This is a genomic window from Enterococcus sp. DIV1537a, from assembly GCF_051712085.1.
Classification (GTDB): Bacteria; Bacillota; Bacilli; order Lactobacillales; family Enterococcaceae; genus Enterococcus; species Enterococcus faecalis.
Genome location: NZ_JBIOOE010000001.1, coordinates 2658566 through 2677584 on the forward strand (window position 1 = coordinate 2658566; position 19019 = coordinate 2677584).

At 38.0% G+C, this 19019-nt stretch carries 19 protein-coding genes; 10 read left to right on the forward strand and 9 right to left on the reverse strand.

Going from position 1 to position 19019, the window contains the following annotated elements:
* Positions 1-5: 5 nt before the first annotated feature.
* The 3 genes from IGJ41_RS13040 to IGJ41_RS13050 form a co-directional block, all read right to left on the reverse strand.
* The gene (locus tag IGJ41_RS13040; RefSeq protein ID WP_002354825.1) at positions 6-677 is read right to left on the reverse strand and encodes a methionine ABC transporter permease; all 672 of its coding nucleotides are present in this window, start codon (positions 675-677) and stop codon (positions 6-8) included.
* Positions 674-1396 (reverse strand): methionine ABC transporter ATP-binding protein, encoded by a 723-nt coding sequence (locus tag IGJ41_RS13045; protein WP_438714568.1) that lies wholly within the window; start codon positions 1394-1396, stop codon positions 674-676. The genes IGJ41_RS13040 and IGJ41_RS13045 overlap by 4 nt, the downstream gene beginning before the upstream one ends.
* A 362-nt stretch (positions 1397-1758) precedes the next feature.
* On the reverse strand, positions 1759-2157 hold the full coding sequence (locus tag IGJ41_RS13050) for an OsmC family protein (RefSeq protein WP_002394733.1): 399 nt from the start codon (positions 2155-2157) through the stop codon (positions 1759-1761).
* A 200-nt stretch (positions 2158-2357) separates the two neighbouring features.
* Between IGJ41_RS13050 and rpsN the strand changes: the two genes are divergently transcribed.
* The 5 genes from rpsN to IGJ41_RS13075 all read left to right on the forward strand — a co-directional run bounded on the left by rpsN (position 2358) and on the right by IGJ41_RS13075 (position 5588).
* Positions 2358-2627: a 30S ribosomal protein S14 gene (rpsN, locus tag IGJ41_RS13055; protein WP_002354822.1), complete on the forward strand. Its 270-nt coding sequence runs from the start codon at positions 2358-2360 to the stop codon at positions 2625-2627.
* 110 nt (positions 2628-2737) lie between these two features.
* A complete protein-coding gene (gene rpmG, locus IGJ41_RS13060) occupies positions 2738-2887 on the forward strand; it encodes a 50S ribosomal protein L33 (protein ID WP_002354818.1) in 150 nt (49 codons plus the stop codon).
* Between the two features lie 15 nt (positions 2888-2902).
* Complete coding sequence (locus tag IGJ41_RS13065; protein WP_010827853.1) at positions 2903-3877, forward strand: CobW family GTP-binding protein; 975 nt, start codon at positions 2903-2905, stop codon at positions 3875-3877.
* 32 nt (positions 3878-3909) lie between these two features.
* Entirely contained in the window at positions 3910-4032 is a 123-nt protein-coding gene (locus tag IGJ41_RS13070) for a putative metal homeostasis protein (RefSeq protein WP_002383181.1), read from the forward strand.
* Positions 4033-4052: 20 nt separating this feature from the next.
* Positions 4053-5588, forward strand: coding sequence for a zinc ABC transporter substrate-binding protein AdcA (locus IGJ41_RS13075; protein ID WP_113793118.1), 1536 nt, complete (start codon positions 4053-4055; stop codon positions 5586-5588).
* Positions 5589-5645: 57 nt separating this feature from the next.
* On the opposite strand, the gene IGJ41_RS13080 is transcribed toward IGJ41_RS13075, so the two are convergent.
* From IGJ41_RS13080 to IGJ41_RS13090, 3 genes are all read right to left on the reverse strand, one after another.
* Positions 5646-6620, reverse strand: a complete 975-nt coding sequence (locus IGJ41_RS13080) for a tRNA dihydrouridine synthase (protein WP_153854172.1) — start codon at positions 6618-6620, stop codon at positions 5646-5648.
* A 188-nt stretch (positions 6621-6808) separates the two neighbouring features.
* On the reverse strand, positions 6809-7579 hold the full coding sequence (locus tag IGJ41_RS13085; protein WP_002354811.1) for an ABC transporter permease: 771 nt from the start codon (positions 7577-7579) through the stop codon (positions 6809-6811).
* Positions 7572-8507, reverse strand: coding sequence for an ABC transporter ATP-binding protein (locus IGJ41_RS13090; RefSeq protein ID WP_002354809.1), 936 nt, complete (start codon positions 8505-8507; stop codon positions 7572-7574). The genes IGJ41_RS13085 and IGJ41_RS13090 overlap by 8 nt, the downstream gene beginning before the upstream one ends.
* 257 nt (positions 8508-8764) lie before the next feature.
* On the opposite strand from IGJ41_RS13090, the gene IGJ41_RS13095 reads away from it, so the two are divergent.
* The 5 genes from IGJ41_RS13095 (at position 8765) to IGJ41_RS13115 (ending at position 14011) form a co-directional block, all read left to right on the forward strand.
* Positions 8765-9184: a PTS sugar transporter subunit IIA gene (locus tag IGJ41_RS13095; RefSeq protein ID WP_002354802.1), complete on the forward strand. Its 420-nt coding sequence runs from the start codon at positions 8765-8767 to the stop codon at positions 9182-9184.
* A gap of 12 nt (positions 9185-9196) precedes the next feature.
* Positions 9197-9688 (forward strand): PTS system mannose/fructose/N-acetylgalactosamine-transporter subunit IIB, encoded by a 492-nt coding sequence (locus IGJ41_RS13100; RefSeq protein ID WP_002354800.1) that lies wholly within the window; start codon positions 9197-9199, stop codon positions 9686-9688.
* Positions 9689-9704: 16 nt separating this feature from the next.
* On the forward strand, positions 9705-10520 hold the full coding sequence (locus tag IGJ41_RS13105) for a PTS mannose/fructose/sorbose/N-acetylgalactosamine transporter subunit IIC (protein ID WP_002365419.1): 816 nt from the start codon (positions 9705-9707) through the stop codon (positions 10518-10520).
* On the forward strand, positions 10517-11344 hold the full coding sequence (locus tag IGJ41_RS13110) for a PTS system mannose/fructose/sorbose family transporter subunit IID (RefSeq protein ID WP_438714572.1): 828 nt from the start codon (positions 10517-10519) through the stop codon (positions 11342-11344). The genes IGJ41_RS13105 and IGJ41_RS13110 overlap by 4 nt, the downstream gene beginning before the upstream one ends.
* Positions 11345-11491: 147 nt before the next feature.
* On the forward strand, positions 11492-14011 hold the full coding sequence (locus tag IGJ41_RS13115) for a sigma 54-interacting transcriptional regulator (protein ID WP_104855542.1): 2520 nt from the start codon (positions 11492-11494) through the stop codon (positions 14009-14011).
* A gap of 43 nt (positions 14012-14054) precedes the next feature.
* Here IGJ41_RS13115 and IGJ41_RS13120 read toward each other — a convergent pair whose 3' ends face one another.
* The 3 genes from IGJ41_RS13120 to IGJ41_RS13130 all read right to left on the reverse strand — a co-directional run bounded on the left by IGJ41_RS13120 (position 14055) and on the right by IGJ41_RS13130 (position 19006).
* Complete coding sequence (locus tag IGJ41_RS13120; RefSeq protein WP_162783075.1) at positions 14055-16931, reverse strand: DUF3427 domain-containing protein; 2877 nt, start codon at positions 16929-16931, stop codon at positions 14055-14057.
* Positions 16924-17340 (reverse strand): (deoxy)nucleoside triphosphate pyrophosphohydrolase, encoded by a 417-nt coding sequence (locus IGJ41_RS13125; protein ID WP_002381045.1) that lies wholly within the window; start codon positions 17338-17340, stop codon positions 16924-16926. Before IGJ41_RS13125 ends, IGJ41_RS13120 begins: the two co-directional genes overlap by 8 nt.
* 748 nt (positions 17341-18088) lie before the next feature.
* Complete coding sequence (locus tag IGJ41_RS13130; protein WP_002383175.1) at positions 18089-19006, reverse strand: hypothetical protein; 918 nt, start codon at positions 19004-19006, stop codon at positions 18089-18091.
* Positions 19007-19019 lie beyond the last annotated feature (13 nt).

Here is a 19019-nt window from a genome sequence, read left to right on the forward strand (position 1 = left end):
TCCTCCTACTTTCTTTTGTCTAGTTTTTGGGCAATGAAGTTCCCAAGCATTTGTAAAATGAAGACCAGTGCAATCATAATCACAATGGCAACATACATAATACCGTATTCATACCGTTGATACCCGACACGAACTGCAAAATCGCCAATCCCGCCGCCACCAACAACACCCATCACCGTGGAATATGAAACCATACTCACTGTCGTGGTTGTGTAAGCAAGGACCAATCCGCTACGTGCTTCCACCAATAAAAAGTGCCAAATGTATTGGACTTTCGAGGTACCTAACGAATTAGCTAAAAAATAAATTTCTTCTGGAACATCCAACAGCACTTGTTCAACCAAGCGAGCAAAAATCGCGATCGCAACAATACTCAATGGCACAGATGAAGGAATTGGGCCAAACGCCTTTCCTAAAACAGAACGAGTAACTGGAATCAACGCAATCACAAATAATAAATAAGGAAACGAGCGAATAACAGTTACAATGAAATTTAAAACCCAGTACAGCCAAGGTTGATGCCCTTTGACTTTCGGATTAGCCAAAAATAGTCCTAAGCCTAAAGGCAAGCCAACAAGCAAACAGATAGCCATCGAAATCGACATCATAATCCCTGTTTCTTTTAAACCAATCAGCATAGATGGCCAATATTCGGCAAAGGTTTCTGAAAAAGTCATGGACGCAAACTCCTTTCCACTTTTTCTAAATAGGAAAGCGGTTCTTCCTCATATTGCTGAGGATTATTCAGAAATTCGCCAATTAACTGACCTTTTTCCATCACTAAGATACGATTACATAAGCGCTTCACGGTTTCTAATTCGTGACTAACAAAGAAAATAGTCGGTCGTAATTCCTGATGCGTCTTATGTAATAGTCGAACGACACTTTCTGTATTTTCTTCATCTAATGAACTCGTTGCCTCGTCACATAATAACCATTTTGGATTACGGCTCAACGCTCGAGCAATAGAGACACGCTGTTTTTCCCCACCAGAAAGCTGAGCAGGATACGCTTCTGCCTTATGGGCCATATCAACAAACGTTAATAAACGCTCAATTTTTTCAGGCTGTTTCTCTTTTAAAAGTTTCAAAGGCAACGCAACATTATCATAAATTTTCAAATTTTCTAACAAATTGTAATGCTGAAACACCATCCCCATTTGTTGTTGCTGCTGGCGAACTTCTTTTTTAGAGAAGGTTTGAACATTTCTACCATCAATACGAATCTCCCCTTCACTCGGTTGTTCCATTAAATTCAACAAACGTAACAACGTGGACTTGCCAGAGCCACTTTTCCCAACAATCCCAACGATTTCTCCTGGTTGGACAGAAAAGTGAATATTTTTTAACGCGTGTGTCTCTTGATAGACTTTCGACACATTCACTAACTCAATCATGATTACCTCCTAAAGGCCGACAAACAAACTATAACAACTAAAAAAACTGTATAACAATTAAAGTAATTCTGTGAAACGATTTAAAAAAACTATTACGAATTAAAAAATAACACACGTTTCGAAAAACAGCGTTATATCAGAGATGTAACTACTTACATCATCTACTAAAACAGAAAAAAAAGCAACCTTTTTATTTGTGAAAAAAACACTATCTGTTTTTTGTCTGTATTATTTTGTACAAATGAATTAAAAATTTCCTGTTTCTACAGCTATTTCCCCACGCTCCTACTAAAAAAAGACATTCTCAGAAACGAGGCATCCAAAAAGGGAAAAGCGCTCGTAACGATAATGTCTCTAATAGTTTACTTTTTAAATACAACTGTTTCTTCGACAGTAATTCTTTCAGCCAATGATTGAATCACTGGACAGTTTGGGGAGACAAGCTTCAAACACCGTGTCGCCCGTGCTTGAAAGGCTTCTGGAACAGACACATAAAAGAGAATCGTCACCTGTTTTAATGGTTGTGCGCGTCTCTCTACTTCTCTTGAATACGTGACTTCTATTTTTTCAAACTCAAAGGGAATGTGCGAATTTTCCAAAACGGATTGATACACGTATCCCCCACAAGCGCCAATTGCCGAAACGAGCATTTGAACTGGCGAATATCCCTCTTCTTTTGCTAACACCCAGCGCGCTGTTTTCGTTTGTAATTCAAATTTTTCCACACCACGAATAATCGTCAAACGTTCTACCATTGCCATCTTCACTCCTTTTTACTCTTTCTTAAAAGATACTACAAAACAGCGCTAAAACAAACATTTCTAACTTCTCAACTTAGCAAGTCCTAAAAAAAACAAAATTCTCACTTGACAAACAACGCAACACCTGATAATATACTTCCGTTCAAATCGTAACCATTACGATTTATATTTTATAAATCCAAAAAGAAAGGAAGTGCCTTATGGCTAAAAAATCAAAAATTGCTAAAGCAAAAAAACAACAAGCAATGATTGCAAAATATGCGCCTATTCGCCAAGCCTTAAAAGAAGCTGGCGATTATGAAGGTCTTAGCAAATTGCCAAAAGATGCTCATCCAAGTCGCTTAAAACTCCGCGATCAAACAGATGGGCGCCCACGTGGCTACATGCGTAAATTTGGCATGTCTCGGATTCGTTTCCGTGAATTGGCTCACCAAGGCTTGATTCCTGGCGTCAAAAAAGCAAGCTGGTAACTCATTATTTCGATAAAGACAACTAGCGAGGACAGTCGCATTTGGGCTGACCTCGCAGCCCCCTTTATCTTTTATACGCAATTAAAAAAATCAAATTGGAGGACGGCACTATGCGCCAAACCATTACGTTAGCTTGCGCTGAAACTGGCGAGCGCCTTTACTTAACAAGTAAAAACAAACGAAATACACCAGAAAAATTACAGCTGAAAAAATATTCACCAAAACTACGGCGCCGCGCACTTTTCACTGAAGTCAAATAACAGGAGGAAAACTTGATGGGCATTCCAATCACCATTGTTTCTGGCTTTTTAGGCGCAGGAAAAACAACCTTAATTAACCATGCGCTTGCGCAATCACCGTTTCCTAAAGAAGAAATTATTATTATTGAAAATGAATTTGGTCAAACAGGCGTTGACCACGCATTACTTTTACAAACCACGGAACGAATTATTCAATTAAATAACGGTTGCATGTGCTGCAGCTTACGAGGAGATCTTCTTGCCTCTTTATCAGCAATCTTAGAAGTGTATCAAGAAGAACAACAACCCATTGCCCAAGTCATTTTAGAAACAACGGGCATTGCTGATCCGCAACCAATCATTCAAACAATTTTAACGACCCCGCACATCAAAAATCATTTCTATATAGACAGTCTCTTAACGGTCGTTGATGGGCATCATTGGCAACAGCAACTTCAAGAAACCGAAGCCATCAAACAACTGGCCTTAGCAGATCGCCTCTTTTTTTCTGTCAAGGAACCAGCAGACAGCACTCAGCTACCAACGTTCCAAGAAACCCTTCGTACCATTAATCCTTTTGCTGATATTTTATCCTTTCAAGCCAACGAGCCTCTTTTGGCTAGTGACTTTTTTCAATTAAATAAGTTTACGGCAACACTTACAGAACACGAAATGACTCATTCCCCGCATGAGCACGCCCACGAGCATCATCACCATACCTTTCACTCCCTTACGTTAACGGCGTCCTCAGCCCTCAACGAACCTCTTTTCACTCGTTGGCTTGATTGGTTAATGTATACGCATCAGGAAAAGTTATACCGTTTCAAAGGGATTCTCGCCTTACAGGAGCATGACTTGGCCATTGCCATGCAAGGCGTCAACCAGCAAGTGGCCTTTCAAATGACGAATCAACTCCCTCAAGAAACGACAATTGTTCTGATTGGCAAAGAATTAGAGACAAAAAAAATTCAAGAAACCTTTCAAACCCTCAACAAAATAGCTACTCCGTAAATTATTTTTTTACGAAATGGAGGTCCTATATAATGGAAAAAACTGACTTATCTAGCGCTTATCGTCGACTGAAAAGTCCCAACATCAAAACACGAAAACGCGCACTTAAAATCATTAAAGAACATAAGCGCAATAAACAAAAGAAAATTGCGTAATTCACTAAAGGAGCACACCTATGAAAAAATTTACTCTTCCCCTGTTAGCCGCCTTATCGCTAATCCTTTTCGGCGCTTGCGGCAGAACAAACACCTCTGACAAAACCGCTGACGGTAAAGAAAAACTATCCATTGTCACGACTTTTTATCCTATGTACGATTTCACTAAAAATATTGTAGGCGATGAAGGAGACGTCAAATTGTTAATCCCTGCTGGTTCTGAACCTCACGATTATGAACCATCCGCCAAAGATATGGCTACCATCCATGATGCGGATGTTTTCGTTTACCACAATGAAAATATGGAATCTTGGGTACCAAAAGCTGCTAAAGGCTGGAAAAAAGGAGCCCCGAACGTCATTAAAGGTACCGAAAACATGGTCTTACTTCCTGGCAGTGACGAAGACGGACACGACCATGACCACGAACATGGCGAAGAAGGACACCACCATGAATTAGACCCGCATACTTGGGTTTCGCCCCATCGTGCCATCCAAGAAGTTACAAACATCAAAGAACAATTAGTCAAACTTTACCCTAAAAAAGCCAAAACATTTGAAACAAACGCAGAAAAATACTTAACAAAATTAACGGCCTTAGACAAAGAGTTCCAAACAGCTTTGAAAGACGCTAAGCAAAAAAGTTTTGTTACCCAACATGCTGCATTTGGTTATCTTGCCTTAGATTACGGCTTAAAACAAGTGCCAATAGCTGGTTTAACACCTGAACAAGAGCCAACAGCAGGGCGCTTGGCAGAGTTGAAAAAATATGTCACAGACAATCAAATTCGCTATATTTATTTTGAAAAAAATGCCAACGATAAAATTGCTAAAACGTTAGCTGACGAAGCAAATGTTCAATTGGAAGTCCTAAACCCGCTAGAAAGTTTGACACAAAAACAAATGGACAATGGCGAAGATTATCTTTCTGTAATGAAAGAAAACTTAACTGCTTTGAAAAAAACAACAGATACAGCTGGTAAAGAGGTTCAGCCAGAAACCTCTGAAAAAACAGAAAAAACCGTGGCTAACGGCTATTTCAAAGACAGTGAGGTGGCTGAGAGAACACTGGCAGATTACGCTGGAAATTGGCAATCCGTCTATCCTTTATTAAAAGATGGCACATTAGACCAAGTCTTCGATTACAAAGCGAAACTGAAAAAAGATAAAACACCAGCCGAATACAAAACCTACTATGATGCCGGCTATCAAACCGATGTCGACCACATCAACATCACTGATTCCACCATTGAATTTCTGGTCAATGGCAAACCACAAAAATTCACCTATAAAGCAGCCGGTTATAAAATTTTAAACTATGCAAAAGGCAACCGTGGCGTCCGTTTCCTTTTTGAAACAGACGATGCCAATGCTGGGCGGTTTAAATACGTCCAATTTAGCGACCATAACATCGCACCAACGAAAGCCGCTCATTTCCACATCTTCTTCGGCGGCGATAGCCAAGAAAGTCTGTTCAATGAAATGGACAACTGGCCAACGTATTATCCAAGCGACTTAAGCAAACAAGAAATTGCCCAAGAAATGATTGCGCATTAAGCATTCAAAAGAGAGGAGATAGCATTAGCTAAAATGCTGCCTCCTCTCTTTTTTTATTTAGTCAAGCACACCATGTTCTACTTCAAACGTCGCTAACAACTGGCGCACTTCATCCGTTGATTTTGTATTCATTAATTGTGCTCTTAAATCACTGGCACCTGGAAAGCCTTTGACATAAATTTTAAAGAAGCGATGCAGCCCAACGATGGAGCGAGGCACCAATTTCGCATATTTGTCTTGCAAATCCAATTGTAAACGTAGCAAGCCCAGTAATTCTTGTGGCGTATGTGTTTTGGGTTCTTTTTCAAAGGCATAAGGATTTTTAAAAATCCCCCGACCAATCATGATGCCATCTACACCATATTGTTCTGCTAATTCTAGGCCCTTTTGACGATCGGGAATATCCCCATTAATCGTAATTGTCGTTTGCGGTGCGACACGGTCCCGAATAGCCATAATTTGCGGAATGACCTCCCAATGGGCATCCACTTTGCTCATCTCTTTTCGTGTTCGCAAATGAATGGATAGATTCGCAATGTCTTGCTCTAATAAATGCGTGATCCACGCCTCCATTTCCGCCATTTCAGTAAACCCAATGCGTGTTTTGACACTAACAGGTAAGCCACCTGCTTTGGCGGCGTCAATCAATTCAGCCGCGACTTCTGGGCGCAAAATTAATCCGCTGCCTTTTCCACGCTCAGCCACGTTGGGCACAGGACAGCCCATATTTATGTCTAATCCTTGAAAGCCCATCTCCGCTACACCTATACTCATTTCACGGAAAAATTCCGGTTTATCCCCCCAAATATGTGCCACCATTGGCTGTTCATCTTCTGTAAAAACGAGGCGCCCGCGCACACTGTCTTTTCCTTCAGGATGACAATAACTATCTGAATTAGTAAACTCTGTAAAAAACACATCTGGTGCCCCAGCTTCTTTCACGACATGACGAAAGACCACATCAGTGACGTCTTCCATCGGTGCTAAAACAAAAAAGGGCTTTGGCAATGTTGCCCAAAAATTCTTGCTCATCTTCATATACTCCGTTTCTGATTTTTTCTTTATTTTCAACGACAACTTGTCGACATATTCTGGTGCGAAACATTGCTATTATACAGGGAAATGCACGAAGAATCAAAAAAGGCATACTTAGAAACAAGAAAACTATCTGAATCTGCTCGCTAGAATGAGTGATTCAGACAGTTTAATCTTTTTACGGCTTAACTACGTAAGCCACGCCCTGTTTCTACAAGGTACCAACAAATGCCATATAAAACGACAATAAATAAGATTAAAATGGTCATAGAAATACCAATTGGCACATCTTGAACCCCTAGGAAACCGTAGCGGAACCCAGAAATCATGTAAACAATCGGATTAACTTTTGAGACAGCTTGCCAAAATGGCGGCAACATGGAAATGGCATAGAAAACCCCACCCAAATAGGTTAAAGGCTGTAACACAAAGGTCGGCACAATCGATACATCATCATAGGATTGCGCAAAAATACCATTTAACAAACCAGCTAAAGAAAAAAGAATCGCTGTCATCAATAAAGTCATGATGACCATCAGCCAAGAAACAACGTGCAATGGGACAAAAAATAGAGAAATGATGGTGACTAACGCACCGACCAAAATACTACGACCAACGCCACCAATCACAAATCCCCAAATAATCACATGAGTTGGAACTGGCGCCACGAGAATTTCTTCGATATTTTTCTGGAATTTTTGTGAGAAAAAGGAAGACGAAACATTGGCGTACGAGCTTGTAATGGCTGACATCATAATTAAACCTGGCACGATAAATTCCATATAAGAAAAACCGCCCATGTCGCCAATTCGCCCGCCAATCATTTTCCCAAAAATCACAAAGTATAAGGACGTCGTAATCACTGGCGGTACCAGTGTTTGGACCCAAATCCGTAAATAACGGTTGGTTTCCTTCACAGCTAAACTTTTTAAAGCAGTAAAATACAGACTAAACATGTTGATCCTCCCTTTGGTACGTATCCTCGGTAATCTTCAAGAAGAGCTCTTCCAAACGGTTGGACTTATTCCGCATTGACAATACTTTGATTCCTTGTTGACTTAGCTGTTCAAACAAGTGATTGACTCCTTGGTTTCGTTCCACTTCCACCGCTAACGTTAACTCGTCCTCAAATACGCTTTGATAGCCTTCAATAACTGGCGCCTGCGTATAAGGTGCTAAATCAAAAATAAACGTTTCAAATTGTAATTTTGCTAACAAGTGCTTCATGCTGGTGTTTTCAATCAATTCACCAGACTGAATAATCCCAATGTTGCGACACAACATCTCAGCTTCTTCTAAGTAATGGGTCGTCAAAATAATCGTGGTTCCCTGCGCATTTAACTCTTGTAAAAAGGCCCACATTTCACGGCGCAATTCAATATCGACACCTGCAGTTGGTTCATCTAAAATCAATAACTTCGGCTCATGCATCAGCGCGCGAGCAATCATCAAGCGACGTTTCATTCCGCCAGAAAGCATCCGAGCCCGCTCGTTCCGTTTTTCCCATAAGTTGGATTGTTTTAAATATTTTTCACTCCGTTTCATGGCTTCTTTACGAGACACCCCATAATAGCCCGCTTGATTGACCACAATCTGTTGGACCGTTTCAAACGGATTGAAGTTAAACTCCTGCGGCACTAACCCAATCTGTTGCTTCGCCCGCACCATTTCCGTATCTAAATCATACCCAAAAATTTTGACTTTCCCCGAAGTCTTATTAACTAACGAGGTCACAATCCCAATCGTCGTTGATTTTCCTGCGCCATTCGGTCCCAAAAGAGCATAAAAATCGCCTTCTTCGACTGTTAAATCAATCCCCCGCAACGCTTCAACACCTGAAGCGTACACTTTGCGTAAATCTTGTATCACAAGAGCATCAGTCATTCGTAACTCTCCTTAATGTATAAATATTCATGAGTATTATTGTAACACTTCTCGATAAAAACGGGGGTTATTTTGATTAAATTTCACAGTTTTGCTTAGCTATTTTTCAACAACAAACTAGCCAACGATTAACGTGTTTATTTTGACTTGAAACTGTTTAAACAGTTTCGAGAGCGTTAAAACCCTTTCAAATAAAGGATTTAGAGTTCTCTTTTTTTGGCATAGAACTTGCTTTATATAAAAGTGAGGTGAAAAGAATGAAAAGAAAATTTTTAATTGCTAGTCACGGAAACTTAGCGAAAGGCTTCCAAAGTTCCTTGGATATTCTCGCAGACAAAGGAAAAGAGCTGGCGGTCATCAATGCCTATGTGACTCCTGAGGACTACACGCCAATTATTCAAACGTTTCTTCAGTCCCTAGGCGCAGAAGAACAAGCTATTATTTTAACAGATTTATATGGTGGTAGTGTCAATCAAAAAATTGTTCAAGAAGTCATGACGACAAAACCAGACAATGTTTTTATCATTTCCAATGCCAACTTAGCCATTGCCTTGTCGCTGATTTTCTTAAAAGAAGGCGAAAAGCTAACCAAAGAAGATATTCAAGCAGCAATTGCTGAAGCACAAATTCAATTCGTTGAATTAAACCCATCAAATGAAGAAGAGAATTTTTTTTAGGAGGAAATTAAAATGATTACACAAGTACGAGTAGACGACAGATTAATTCACGGCCAAGTAGCCGTAGTTTGGACCAAAGAATTGAATGCCCCCTTATTAGTTGTAGCGAATGATGAAGCAGCCAAAAACGAAGTAATGCAAATGACGTTAAAAATGGCGGTCCCTAATGGCATGAAACTATTAATTCGCTCAGTTGATGATGCGATTGATGTCTTCAATGATCCTCGTGGCAAAGACAAACGAATTTTTGTAATTGTGAACAGTGTAGCGGATGCTACTAAAATTGCGAAAAACGTGACAGATATTGAAAGTGTGAATGTTGCCAACGCTGGCCGCTTTGATAAATCAGATCCAGCCACCAAAACAATGGTTTTCCCAAGTGTCCAATTAAACCCTGAAGAGTTAGAAGCTGCCAAAGAATTAGCCAGTTTGACTCACGTGGAAAGCTATAACCAAGTACTGCCAACCAACTCAAAATTAAGTCTAAAACAAGCCGTCAATTAAAAGGAGGAAATGAACAATGCTTATGCATGCAACAATGGCAGCCTTAGCTGTATTTATCTGTTTTGCTGGGAATTATTTAACTGGTCAAAGTATGATGGAACGTCCCTTAGTCGTTGGATTAGTCACAGGAATTTTAATGGGCGACATGAAAACAGGGGTCTTAATGGGGGCCTCTTTGGAAGCAATTTTCTTAGGAAATGTTAATATCGGTGGTGTTATCGCCGCGGAACCTGTAACTGCGACTACTTTAGCCACAACGTTTGCAATTATTTCAAATGTCGAACAAAAAGCCGCCATGACGTTAGCCGTACCAATTGGGATGTTAGCCGCTTTCGTGGTGATGTTTTTAAAAAATGTCTTTATGAATATCTTTGCTCCTTCTCTTGACAAAGCAGCACGTGAAGGCAACCAAAAAATGGTTGTGACACTGCATTACGGAACGTGGATTATTTATTATTTAATCATCGCTTCGATTTCATTTATCGGAATTTTAGCAGGAAGCGGGCCAGTAAATCTGTTTGTTGAAAGCATTCCACAAAATTTGATGAACGGCTTAAGCGCAGCTGGCGGACTTTTACCTGCCGTTGGGTTTGCTATGTTAATGAAACTATTATGGGATAATAAATTAGCCGTCTTTTACATTTTAGGCTTTGTTTTAACCGCGTACCTACAATTACCAGCCGTTGCGGTGGCGGTCATCGGGACAGTAATTTGTGTCGTGAGTGCCCAACGGGATGTAGAATTCCGCGACATTCTAAAAAGAAAACCTGCGGCGTCTTCTGCGGTTGAAGGCAGCGCGAAAGAAATCGAAGAGGAGGACTTTTTCGCATGAAGTTAAAAGAGAATTTATCTAAAGAAGAGAAAAAAATGATGCGCTCTGTTTTCTGGCGTTCTTGGACGATGAACGCTAGCCGGACAGGAGCTACACAATACCACGCAGTGGGTGTCATGTACACTTTACTCCCAGTTATCAATCGTTTTTATAAAACCAAGGAAGAACGGGCCGAGGCATTGGTGCGTCACACCACTTGGTTCAATGCAACCATGCATATCAATAACTTCATCATGGGGCTCGTCGCTTCGATGGAAAAACAAAACAGTGAAGACGAAAATTTTGATGCTAGCTCTATTACAGCAGTTAAAGCCTCACTAATGGGGCCACTTTCAGGCATCGGTGATTCCTTCTTCTGGGGCATCTTACGTGTTATTGCTGCTGGTATTGGGATTTCATTAGCCAGCACTGGTTCGCCATTAGGGGCGATTGTCTTCTTACTTTTATACAACGTTCCTGCGTTCTTAATTCACTATTATGCGTTGTATAGCGGCTACTCAATCGGTGAAAGTTTTATCCAAAAAATGTACGAATCAGGCGGAATGAAGATACTCACAAAAGTATCAAGTATGCTAGGCTTAATGATGATGGGCAGTATGACTGCTTCAAATGTAAAATTCAAAACGATTCTTGAAGTTTCCGTTAAAGGAAGCGAAGACGTAGTTAAAATCCAAGACTATTTGGATCAACTATTCGTCGGTATCGTACCATTAGCCGTGATGTTACTTGCTTTCTGGCTATTACGCAAAAAAGTCAATGTTAACGTGGTGATGTTTGGTATCATGTTCTTAGGCATCTTGCTAGGATTACTAGGCATCTGTTAAAATTGAAACAATAAACATTTAATTATTAAACACTTAGAGCCTGAGACAAAAATCCAAAGTGATTTTTATCTCAGGCTTAAAAGCTGATAAACGGCGGGAACAGAAGCAACCCCTGTCCCGACCTCTCTTTTGGAAGGACGATGAATCATGCGCTTGGAGACCTACCAACACTTAGTTGATATTTTAGAAACTAGCAATACCCCGATGAGCACACAAGAAATTGCCACAAAAATTCAATTAAGCCGCTCGGTAACCAGCTTATACTTAAATAAATTATTGGAAAAAGGTGAAGTCCAACAAACGGGAAAAAAACCCGTTTATTGGCAATTAACCCGTGCAACAACCCCCACGACCGATGTGTTTCGACAATACATCGGTAGCCAAGGCAGCGCCAAAAAAGCCATTGAACAATGCAAAGCCGCTATGTTGTATCCCCCATTGGGTATGCCTTTATTAATCCATGGAGCCAGTGGCGTCGGCAAAAGCTTTTTGGCAAAACTGATTTATGAGTATCTGAAAAATGAACAAATCATTGGCCTGGAAAAATTCTACACCTTTAACTGTGCCGATTATGCCAACAATCCCGAATTGCTATCATCCATTCTCTTCGGCCATACCAAAGGCGCATTTACTGGAGCTGAATCAGAAAAGCAAGGACTCTTGGCCCAAGCCAATAATTCTGTACTCTTTTTAGATGAAGTACATCGATTATCCAATGAAAACCAAGAAAAACTCTTTCAGTTTATGGATACAGGGACCTTCCGCCCCATTGGTGAAGAAGGAAAAATGGTCCACTCCAAGGTCCGGCTACTATTTGCGACCACCGAAAACCCGAAAAAAGTCTTATTACCAACCTTTTATCGCCGAATTTCCGTAATCGTCTCACTTCCGAACTTCAAAGAGCGCCCCATTCGAGAACGGATTGCGATTTTAAAAAACTTATTCCACCGAGAAGCGAAACGAATGACCAAAGACATCAACGTGGACGAAGAAATCTTTACGGCATTATTAGAAAATGACGAACCTGGTAACGTGGGAAGTTTATCCAACAAAGTGCAGCTCCTTTGCGCGTCGCAATTACGAAAAACTTTGCCCAATCAACCTGTCGTCATTGGCGATGCGACTCAACCAATGATTGCGATTCCTTTAGACAAAGAAGTGTTGGAAGAAGACACACTTTCTTCCGATATTTTCGCAACATTTGAAGCCTTATTTACAAAAGAAAAAACACTGGCCCACTTAAAAACTGAACTGACACAATTCATTAAATATTGTTTAGACGATGAAATAACCTTGGAAAATGATTACTTTTTACAAAACCTAGTCACGGAAGTCCAAACCAAAAACAAACTAATTATTAACCAACCTGAACAAACTGAAAAACCGATGAAAGATGTTGCCAAATTGCTGAAAATTTTACCGCCAACATTTAACGAAACAGTGCTCCTTCCGGTCCAAACACAATTAAAAGAACACTATCCGCGAACGGTTTCCCTCGTGAAAAACTTAGTCAGTCCGCTGCCAGAAGAATACCGTTTCTTGACAGAGGTACTCTTATCTATATTACTTAGCGGAGAAATTTCTGAAACGATTCCTTACCAAGCGCTCCTCGTGGCGCATGGTGAATCGACTGCCACAAGTATTCAAGCCGTTGCCAACAAATTATGTGGTACCTATATTTTCGATGCGATTAACATGCCCTTAACCTCCTCCGTCCGAGATATCGTCGCCGAAGTTAAAGACTGGCTTTCTCAGCGGGACACATCACAAGGCGTCATTATGCTCGTCGATATGGGTTCCCTGACACAACTTTATAAAAGTTTGAAACCGCAAATTCTTGGAGAACTTTTGGTGATCAATAACCTGACCACTGCCTATGCGTTGGAAATTGGTCATCAATTAATGAACGAACAACTTTTCTATGGTATTGCTAAAACCGCTGAAAAAAAATTTAAAACCGATGTACAGTACTTTGAAGGCTTTTCAGTAGAAAAAAATATCATTGTCTCTAGTATTTCAGGTCTGGATATTGCCAAGCAAATCAAACAAATCTGTCAAAAATACCTGTATACTGACATTAAAGTCATTACCCTAAAATACAAAGATTTGGTGAACACGTTAGACATTGCCAACGCCGAAGAAAATTATTTAAAAGAAACCTCGCTCATTTTGACGACGTCTTACTTAGACAACCATACGAATGTTGCTAGCGTAAATCTCTTAGACATGTTAGACGAAGATGCAGGAACCCAGTTGATGGAACCTTTCCAAAACTTGATGCATCCCAATAACATTGATAGCATGATTAACGAATTTGTTCACTTCTTCTCGAAAGAAGGCTTGTCAGAAAAACTAGAATTTCTAAATCCTGACGTCATTATTAAACAAGTCGAAAACGTTACAAAAAACATTGAAAAACGCTTCGATCTCACACTCAGCGGCAAAATGAAATTTAACTTAATGATGCACAACGCGCTCATGGTAGAGCGGACAATGCTCGGCGTTGAAGACTATGAAATCCCTGCTAACCTAGAGGAACTAACCATTAACCAAAAACCATTTTTCCAAAATGCTAAAAACATTTTCTATACTCTAGAACAGTTTTATCGAATAGAAATTTCCAACTGGGAACTCTATGTGATTTATGAAATTTTGTCTTCTCGGTGAGGGGGGATGGGAAAAGCCACTTTCCAGAGGAAAGTGGCTTTTTTTAGTTTGTGTTCTGCGTTAAAAATTCATACATATTAGGTTCTACAGGTGTTTCTAAGGTAAAGTCTAATTTAACGACGCTTTTTTTCTTACCCTCTTTGTCTTGTTTTTCGACTTGTTGGATAGTTTCTTGAAGAGGGACTACTTCGCCTAGATAATAGAAATCTGTTTCGTTCTCTTTTTGATTATATTTCCGTTTCACAAATAAATGAAATTTATATTCCCCAGGATTCCGCAAAAGTTGAACTTCTGGTGAGCGTAGATTTCTAGGCGCTTTTGTATACCAATGGAATGTTCGTTCATCAATAAATTCATCCTCATAAGCAATACGTGCAGCTTTAAAATCTTTGCCTTTATCCAAAGTTACAAAAATAGCAAAATGATTGTTACTGTTTGTATATCCACCAATGCTTTGTTCATTTTGATTAAAGTTCATATTTAATAATCGTAAAACATCTTTACGACGATATTTTTTGTATAAATTTAACGGTTGTGATAAATCATACTCCATAGATTTGTTAATCCCTGTATGGATTACATCTAACATCAAATTGATAAAATAAGAATTCTTTTTAAACTCTCTGAATTTTTCTGTTATTTGTAAACAATTCTCTTTCATCTTAAACATTTGTGATAACAAATAACGTTTTCTAATTGTTGACTCGTAAAAAGATAAATCTAAGACTTTAACAACAGATGCTAGAGTATCTGTCGTATACGTCAGGTTAAACGTATCAAACAGCGCTGTGATTTCCTCTAAAGATAACTGTTCTTTATCTGTCATTAAAAATTCTTCAATAACATAAAGTTCATGCGGGCGAATTCCTGATAGCAATTCTACAGAAACAAATTTTAGTGCACCGTTTTCTTCTTCACTTAATTTAGCTTCTGTTTCCCCAATTCTCTCCAAGAAATTATAGTATGTTTTTTCTTTACCTATAATCAACAATGGATCCACGCCATCTAACACTTGAAAATCATTCAGGTAAGGAACCCTATTCAACCGATTTTTCAACTTAAAATAACTAGCTTTTAGTTCTGACATCGCATCTAATTTAGCTTGATCAATTGATTTAAAGATACGTTCACGAGCAACTTTTTCAAAATTAATTGAAGATAAACCACTGATATACGTCACATCAATTGTATCGCGACGTAAACTATTCTTAGTTTGAGAACTATCTCCAGATAAAGCCATAGGAATCATATAGTTATTTTTATAATTACCAATAAAATCAATTACCGTAACAAATTCTTTTGATGGGTCTTTTCTTAGCCCCCGACCTAATTGCTGAATAAAAATAATACTAGATTGCGTATTTCGCAGCATAATTACTTGATTTACTTTAGGGATATCAATGCCTTCATTAAAAATATCAACCGTGAAGATATAATGAATCTCTCCAGTATCTAAACGCTTAATTTCCTTTTCTCTTTTATCAAAATTATGGTCACCAGATAAATAAGCACTCGGAATTCCACGATCGTTAAACATCTCTGCTAACTGCCTTGCTTCGTCTTTACGACTACAAAACACCAAGCCTCGAGGACTATCTCCCGAATAACCATAATAGTTAATTTTTTTTATTAAAAAATCAACTCGCTCTTCCTGTAGCAAACGTTTTAAATCGGTTGTTTCATCAATGATTTCACCATCTTTTTCATAATCAGTTACGCCAAAATAATAAAATGGACAAAGCAGTTCTGCTTCTAAAGCGGCTTGCAAACGTATTTCATACGCTACATTATAATCAAATAGCTCAAAGATATTAAAATTATCTGTTCTTTCAGGTGTAGCCGTCATCCCCAATAAAAACTTGGGATTGAAAAATTCAATGGCTTTAATATAAGATTTCGCTCCAGCTTTATGGACTTCATCAATCAAAATATAGTCAAACGCTTCTTTTCCTAAACGCTCTTGATATTCACTTTTAGATACTGTTTGAATTGTTCCAAATAGATATTTTGCATCAAAATTCTTAGAATTCCCTGATAAAACACCATAATCATCATCTTTTCCACCTAAAATCAATTTGAATGATTCTAATGCTTTCATTAAAATTAGCTCACTATGAACAATAAATAATACACGTTTAGGATTGAATTGCTGCACATCAAATGCTGCTAGATACGTTTTCCCTGTACCAGTCGCCGAAACAATCATTCCCTTAGTTGCGCCCGTTTCTCTAAGCGATTTTAAACTTCTAAGCGCTTCTTTCTGCATAGAGTTCGGCAAAATATATTGCGTATCTAAACACTCGTTTTCAGAAACATCTTGTACTAACATCTTTCTATTAACAATAGGATGATAATTTTTTTCAAATGCATCGACCCATTCTAGGGTTAGCGACTGTGCCTCATGCCATTCTTGAATGAGATGCTTTTGAATAGAAGAAACCATCTCGCCATTCTCTCTTGAAGTTAATCTAACATTCCATTCATAGTTAAGTTTCAAAGCAGACATTGTTAGGTTCGAACTACCAATAACAAAGCTTTGATAATCCTCCATCTCAAACAAATATCCTTTTGAATGAAAACCTTCTTTTTTAGAAACTCGTACTTCTACATTTGGAATATTCAACAATGCTCGAAATACGTGTGGATCATTAAAATTTAAGTATGTTGATGTTAAAATTTTTCCAGAGATTCCACGCAAAGCCAGATCAGCCAGTTGTGTTTTTATTGCATTTAAACCACTAGGTGTTATAAATGCAACGGCTATAAAAAAAGTCTTACAGCTTTTCAAATCTTTACTTAATGTATTCAATAAATAATCATGTTTTTTGGGATTGTTCACAATAAATTTAGGTGTAAGTTCGTCACCTAGAGCTTCCTTATTAATAAATGCCTTTTGTAACGCCAATTCTAAATTATCCATTTTGTTCAGTTCCCACACCTTTTTCTACTAATTTTTCCACAGTAGGAATATCAGCAGGCGCCCACTCAAGTTGGTTTAATTCATTTGGTGTTAGCCATTTAATTTGTAGATGTTCTGTCAACTGAGGTTCACCTGATTCTAAATAACAGATAAATGTAGTTAAATTAACGAAACCAAAATCATACTCATATCGACAAAAAGCATACTCTTCCTTGACGATCGTTACTTCTATTTTTAATTCTTCTTGCAATTCACGTTCAAGCGCTTGAACTTTCGTCTCACCATTCTCGATTTTTCCACCAGGAAATTCCCAAAGATTTGCTAATGCACGTTCAGGTCCTCTTTGACAACACAAAACTTTCCCGTTCTCCACTATGATTGCTCCTACTACGTGAATTTCTTTTTTCATATATTTTAACCCTCTAATCTAATTGATTTTGTTAGTTTTATTATATTTAGGATCGCATAAATCAGCTAGGGTTGCAATATTAGTGGCGTAAATTTCATTTATTATATTTGTTTTTTGATTTACTATACTTTAATTATTTAATAACTCTTCAGTTTAAACATACTAATCTCTCAAAAAACCGCAACTTACTCCCTCCAAAACGCAAGAGAGAAAAAGTTAATAAAGAAATATCTCCCAAAAACGTATGATGAATTCAAAGAAAAAAGAAATAGCGGCGATCAAAATGAGGAAATCAACTAAAAAGAAATGTATCATCTGCGTAAGTGCGTTATTCGTAATGAGTATACTTGCTGAAATCGGAATCAATTATTCTCTTGGTAAGAAAGATAAACATATTGTCAGTATGTGAATTTTTATATACTGGTTTATGACAGAACCCACACTGTCGCTACCATAAAAAAAGACACCTTCCAAAAAATGGAAAGTGTCTTGAAACATTGTAATTGATTCGTAAGCGAACACGTTCGCAACGACTCCAAATAATTAACGTATTGAGAACAGAACTTGCTATCATTTAGGAATTCCAATCCATCAGAATCCTTTTATATAAATAACTTACTAGTTTAGAATATGGATTGAGATGGACAGATTTGGATGTTTATTGATGGTACTTGAACCAATTTGAACCAAAATAGATGTTAGTTGAATACAATATCTGTGAATAATCACTCAAATATACTATTAAAAATCATTTGTTTTTAGTTCGTAATTTTTCATTTATTTTTCTCGACAAGTCTCTTCCAATATCTTTAAAAAACTTCTCTTCTTTTCTCATTGACCATTTTTTTGAATCTATTTCATCGGAAAAAATTGAAATAAGGTTGGGTATTACATCCACAAAAACTTTTATTGCGACTTTTGATTTAAGTTCTTCTTTCCCTACAAAAAAGTCCTCACCTTCAAAAGAATTGAAATCAATCTCTACCAGGCTCTTTTCACCTAACGTCAACTTGAAGCGTTCATCTTTTCTAAAAACAGTTGTTTCCACTTTGGAAATTTTTTGATTCTCAAAAAGAAATAAAAGCGTCGTTAACATCTTCATTATCTTTTCTCCTGAACCAGAAATTTCTGCTAATTTATCTGCTGTAGAGCCTTTAAACCCAATAACACTCTCTACTTTTGTGTTATTTTGATCATTAAGGAACGAATTGGGATTATCAAGTAAATGGTGAATCATCCATATAAACAAATCAGTTTTAATACCAATAATTCGTTGCTCCGATATCTCCATCTTACCCGAATATCCGGCTAAAGTTCTTAAATTCCCAAGAGTGGGGGTAGTGTATCCTTTATCTACAATGTAGTAATTTTTAAAATTATAGTTAAAAATTATTATATCTGCAACATACAATCCTACTCTTTTTTCTCTTATTGGGTTAGTTATCTCATTCTTTCTTATATACTCATATTGATAAACTAAATAGTTATATGTAACTACCTTTTCGTCAATTTTAAATGTTTGGTTATCATCAAATGCCAAATCTACTTTGTGTAATAGAGTTTCATTACTAAATGGGTCCAATGTCCCCTCTCTATTTATTAAAAACTTATCTATCAAACTTTCTAAAGAATTATCTGTATTATCCACCCACTTTGAATATGCCATTATGCTTCAACCA

What these genes read in the sequence shown, in the direction of transcription:
- IGJ41_RS13085 (WP_002354811.1), bottom strand. Translation starts at nt 7,579, where the DNA reads ATGTTTAGTCTGTATTTTACTGCTTTAAAAAGTTTAGCTGTGAAGGAA.
- IGJ41_RS13040 (WP_002354825.1), bottom strand. Translation starts at nt 677, where the DNA reads ATGACTTTTTCAGAAACCTTTGCCGAATATTGGCCATCTATGCTGATT.
- rpsN (WP_002354822.1), top strand. Translation starts at nt 2,358, where the DNA reads ATGGCTAAAAAATCAAAAATTGCTAAAGCAAAAAAACAACAAGCAATG.
- IGJ41_RS13095 (WP_002354802.1), top strand. Translation starts at nt 8,765, where the DNA reads ATGAAAAGAAAATTTTTAATTGCTAGTCACGGAAACTTAGCGAAAGGC.
- IGJ41_RS13130 (WP_002383175.1), bottom strand. Translation starts at nt 19,006, where the DNA reads ATGGCATATTCAAAGTGGGTGGATAATACAGATAATTCTTTAGAAAGT.
- IGJ41_RS13075 (WP_113793118.1), top strand. Translation starts at nt 4,053, where the DNA reads ATGAAAAAATTTACTCTTCCCCTGTTAGCCGCCTTATCGCTAATCCTT.
- IGJ41_RS13110 (WP_438714572.1), top strand. Translation starts at nt 10,517, where the DNA reads ATGAAGTTAAAAGAGAATTTATCTAAAGAAGAGAAAAAAATGATGCGC.
- IGJ41_RS13105 (WP_002365419.1), top strand. Translation starts at nt 9,705, where the DNA reads ATGCTTATGCATGCAACAATGGCAGCCTTAGCTGTATTTATCTGTTTT.
- IGJ41_RS13090 (WP_002354809.1), bottom strand. Translation starts at nt 8,507, where the DNA reads ATGACTGATGCTCTTGTGATACAAGATTTACGCAAAGTGTACGCTTCA.
- IGJ41_RS13070 (WP_002383181.1), top strand. Translation starts at nt 3,910, where the DNA reads ATGGAAAAAACTGACTTATCTAGCGCTTATCGTCGACTGAAAAGTCCC.
- IGJ41_RS13120 (WP_162783075.1), bottom strand. Translation starts at nt 16,931, where the DNA reads ATGGATAATTTAGAATTGGCGTTACAAAAGGCATTTATTAATAAGGAA.
- IGJ41_RS13045 (WP_438714568.1), bottom strand. Translation starts at nt 1,396, where the DNA reads ATGATTGAGTTAGTGAATGTGTCGAAAGTCTATCAAGAGACACACGCG.
- rpmG (WP_002354818.1), top strand. Translation starts at nt 2,738, where the DNA reads ATGCGCCAAACCATTACGTTAGCTTGCGCTGAAACTGGCGAGCGCCTT.
- IGJ41_RS13100 (WP_002354800.1), top strand. Translation starts at nt 9,197, where the DNA reads ATGATTACACAAGTACGAGTAGACGACAGATTAATTCACGGCCAAGTA.
- IGJ41_RS13050 (WP_002394733.1), bottom strand. Translation starts at nt 2,157, where the DNA reads ATGGCAATGGTAGAACGTTTGACGATTATTCGTGGTGTGGAAAAATTT.
- IGJ41_RS13115 (WP_104855542.1), top strand. Translation starts at nt 11,492, where the DNA reads ATGCGCTTGGAGACCTACCAACACTTAGTTGATATTTTAGAAACTAGC.
- IGJ41_RS13065 (WP_010827853.1), top strand. Translation starts at nt 2,903, where the DNA reads ATGGGCATTCCAATCACCATTGTTTCTGGCTTTTTAGGCGCAGGAAAA.
- IGJ41_RS13080 (WP_153854172.1), bottom strand. Translation starts at nt 6,620, where the DNA reads ATGAGCAAGAATTTTTGGGCAACATTGCCAAAGCCCTTTTTTGTTTTA.
- IGJ41_RS13125 (WP_002381045.1), bottom strand. Translation starts at nt 17,340, where the DNA reads ATGAAAAAAGAAATTCACGTAGTAGGAGCAATCATAGTGGAGAACGGG.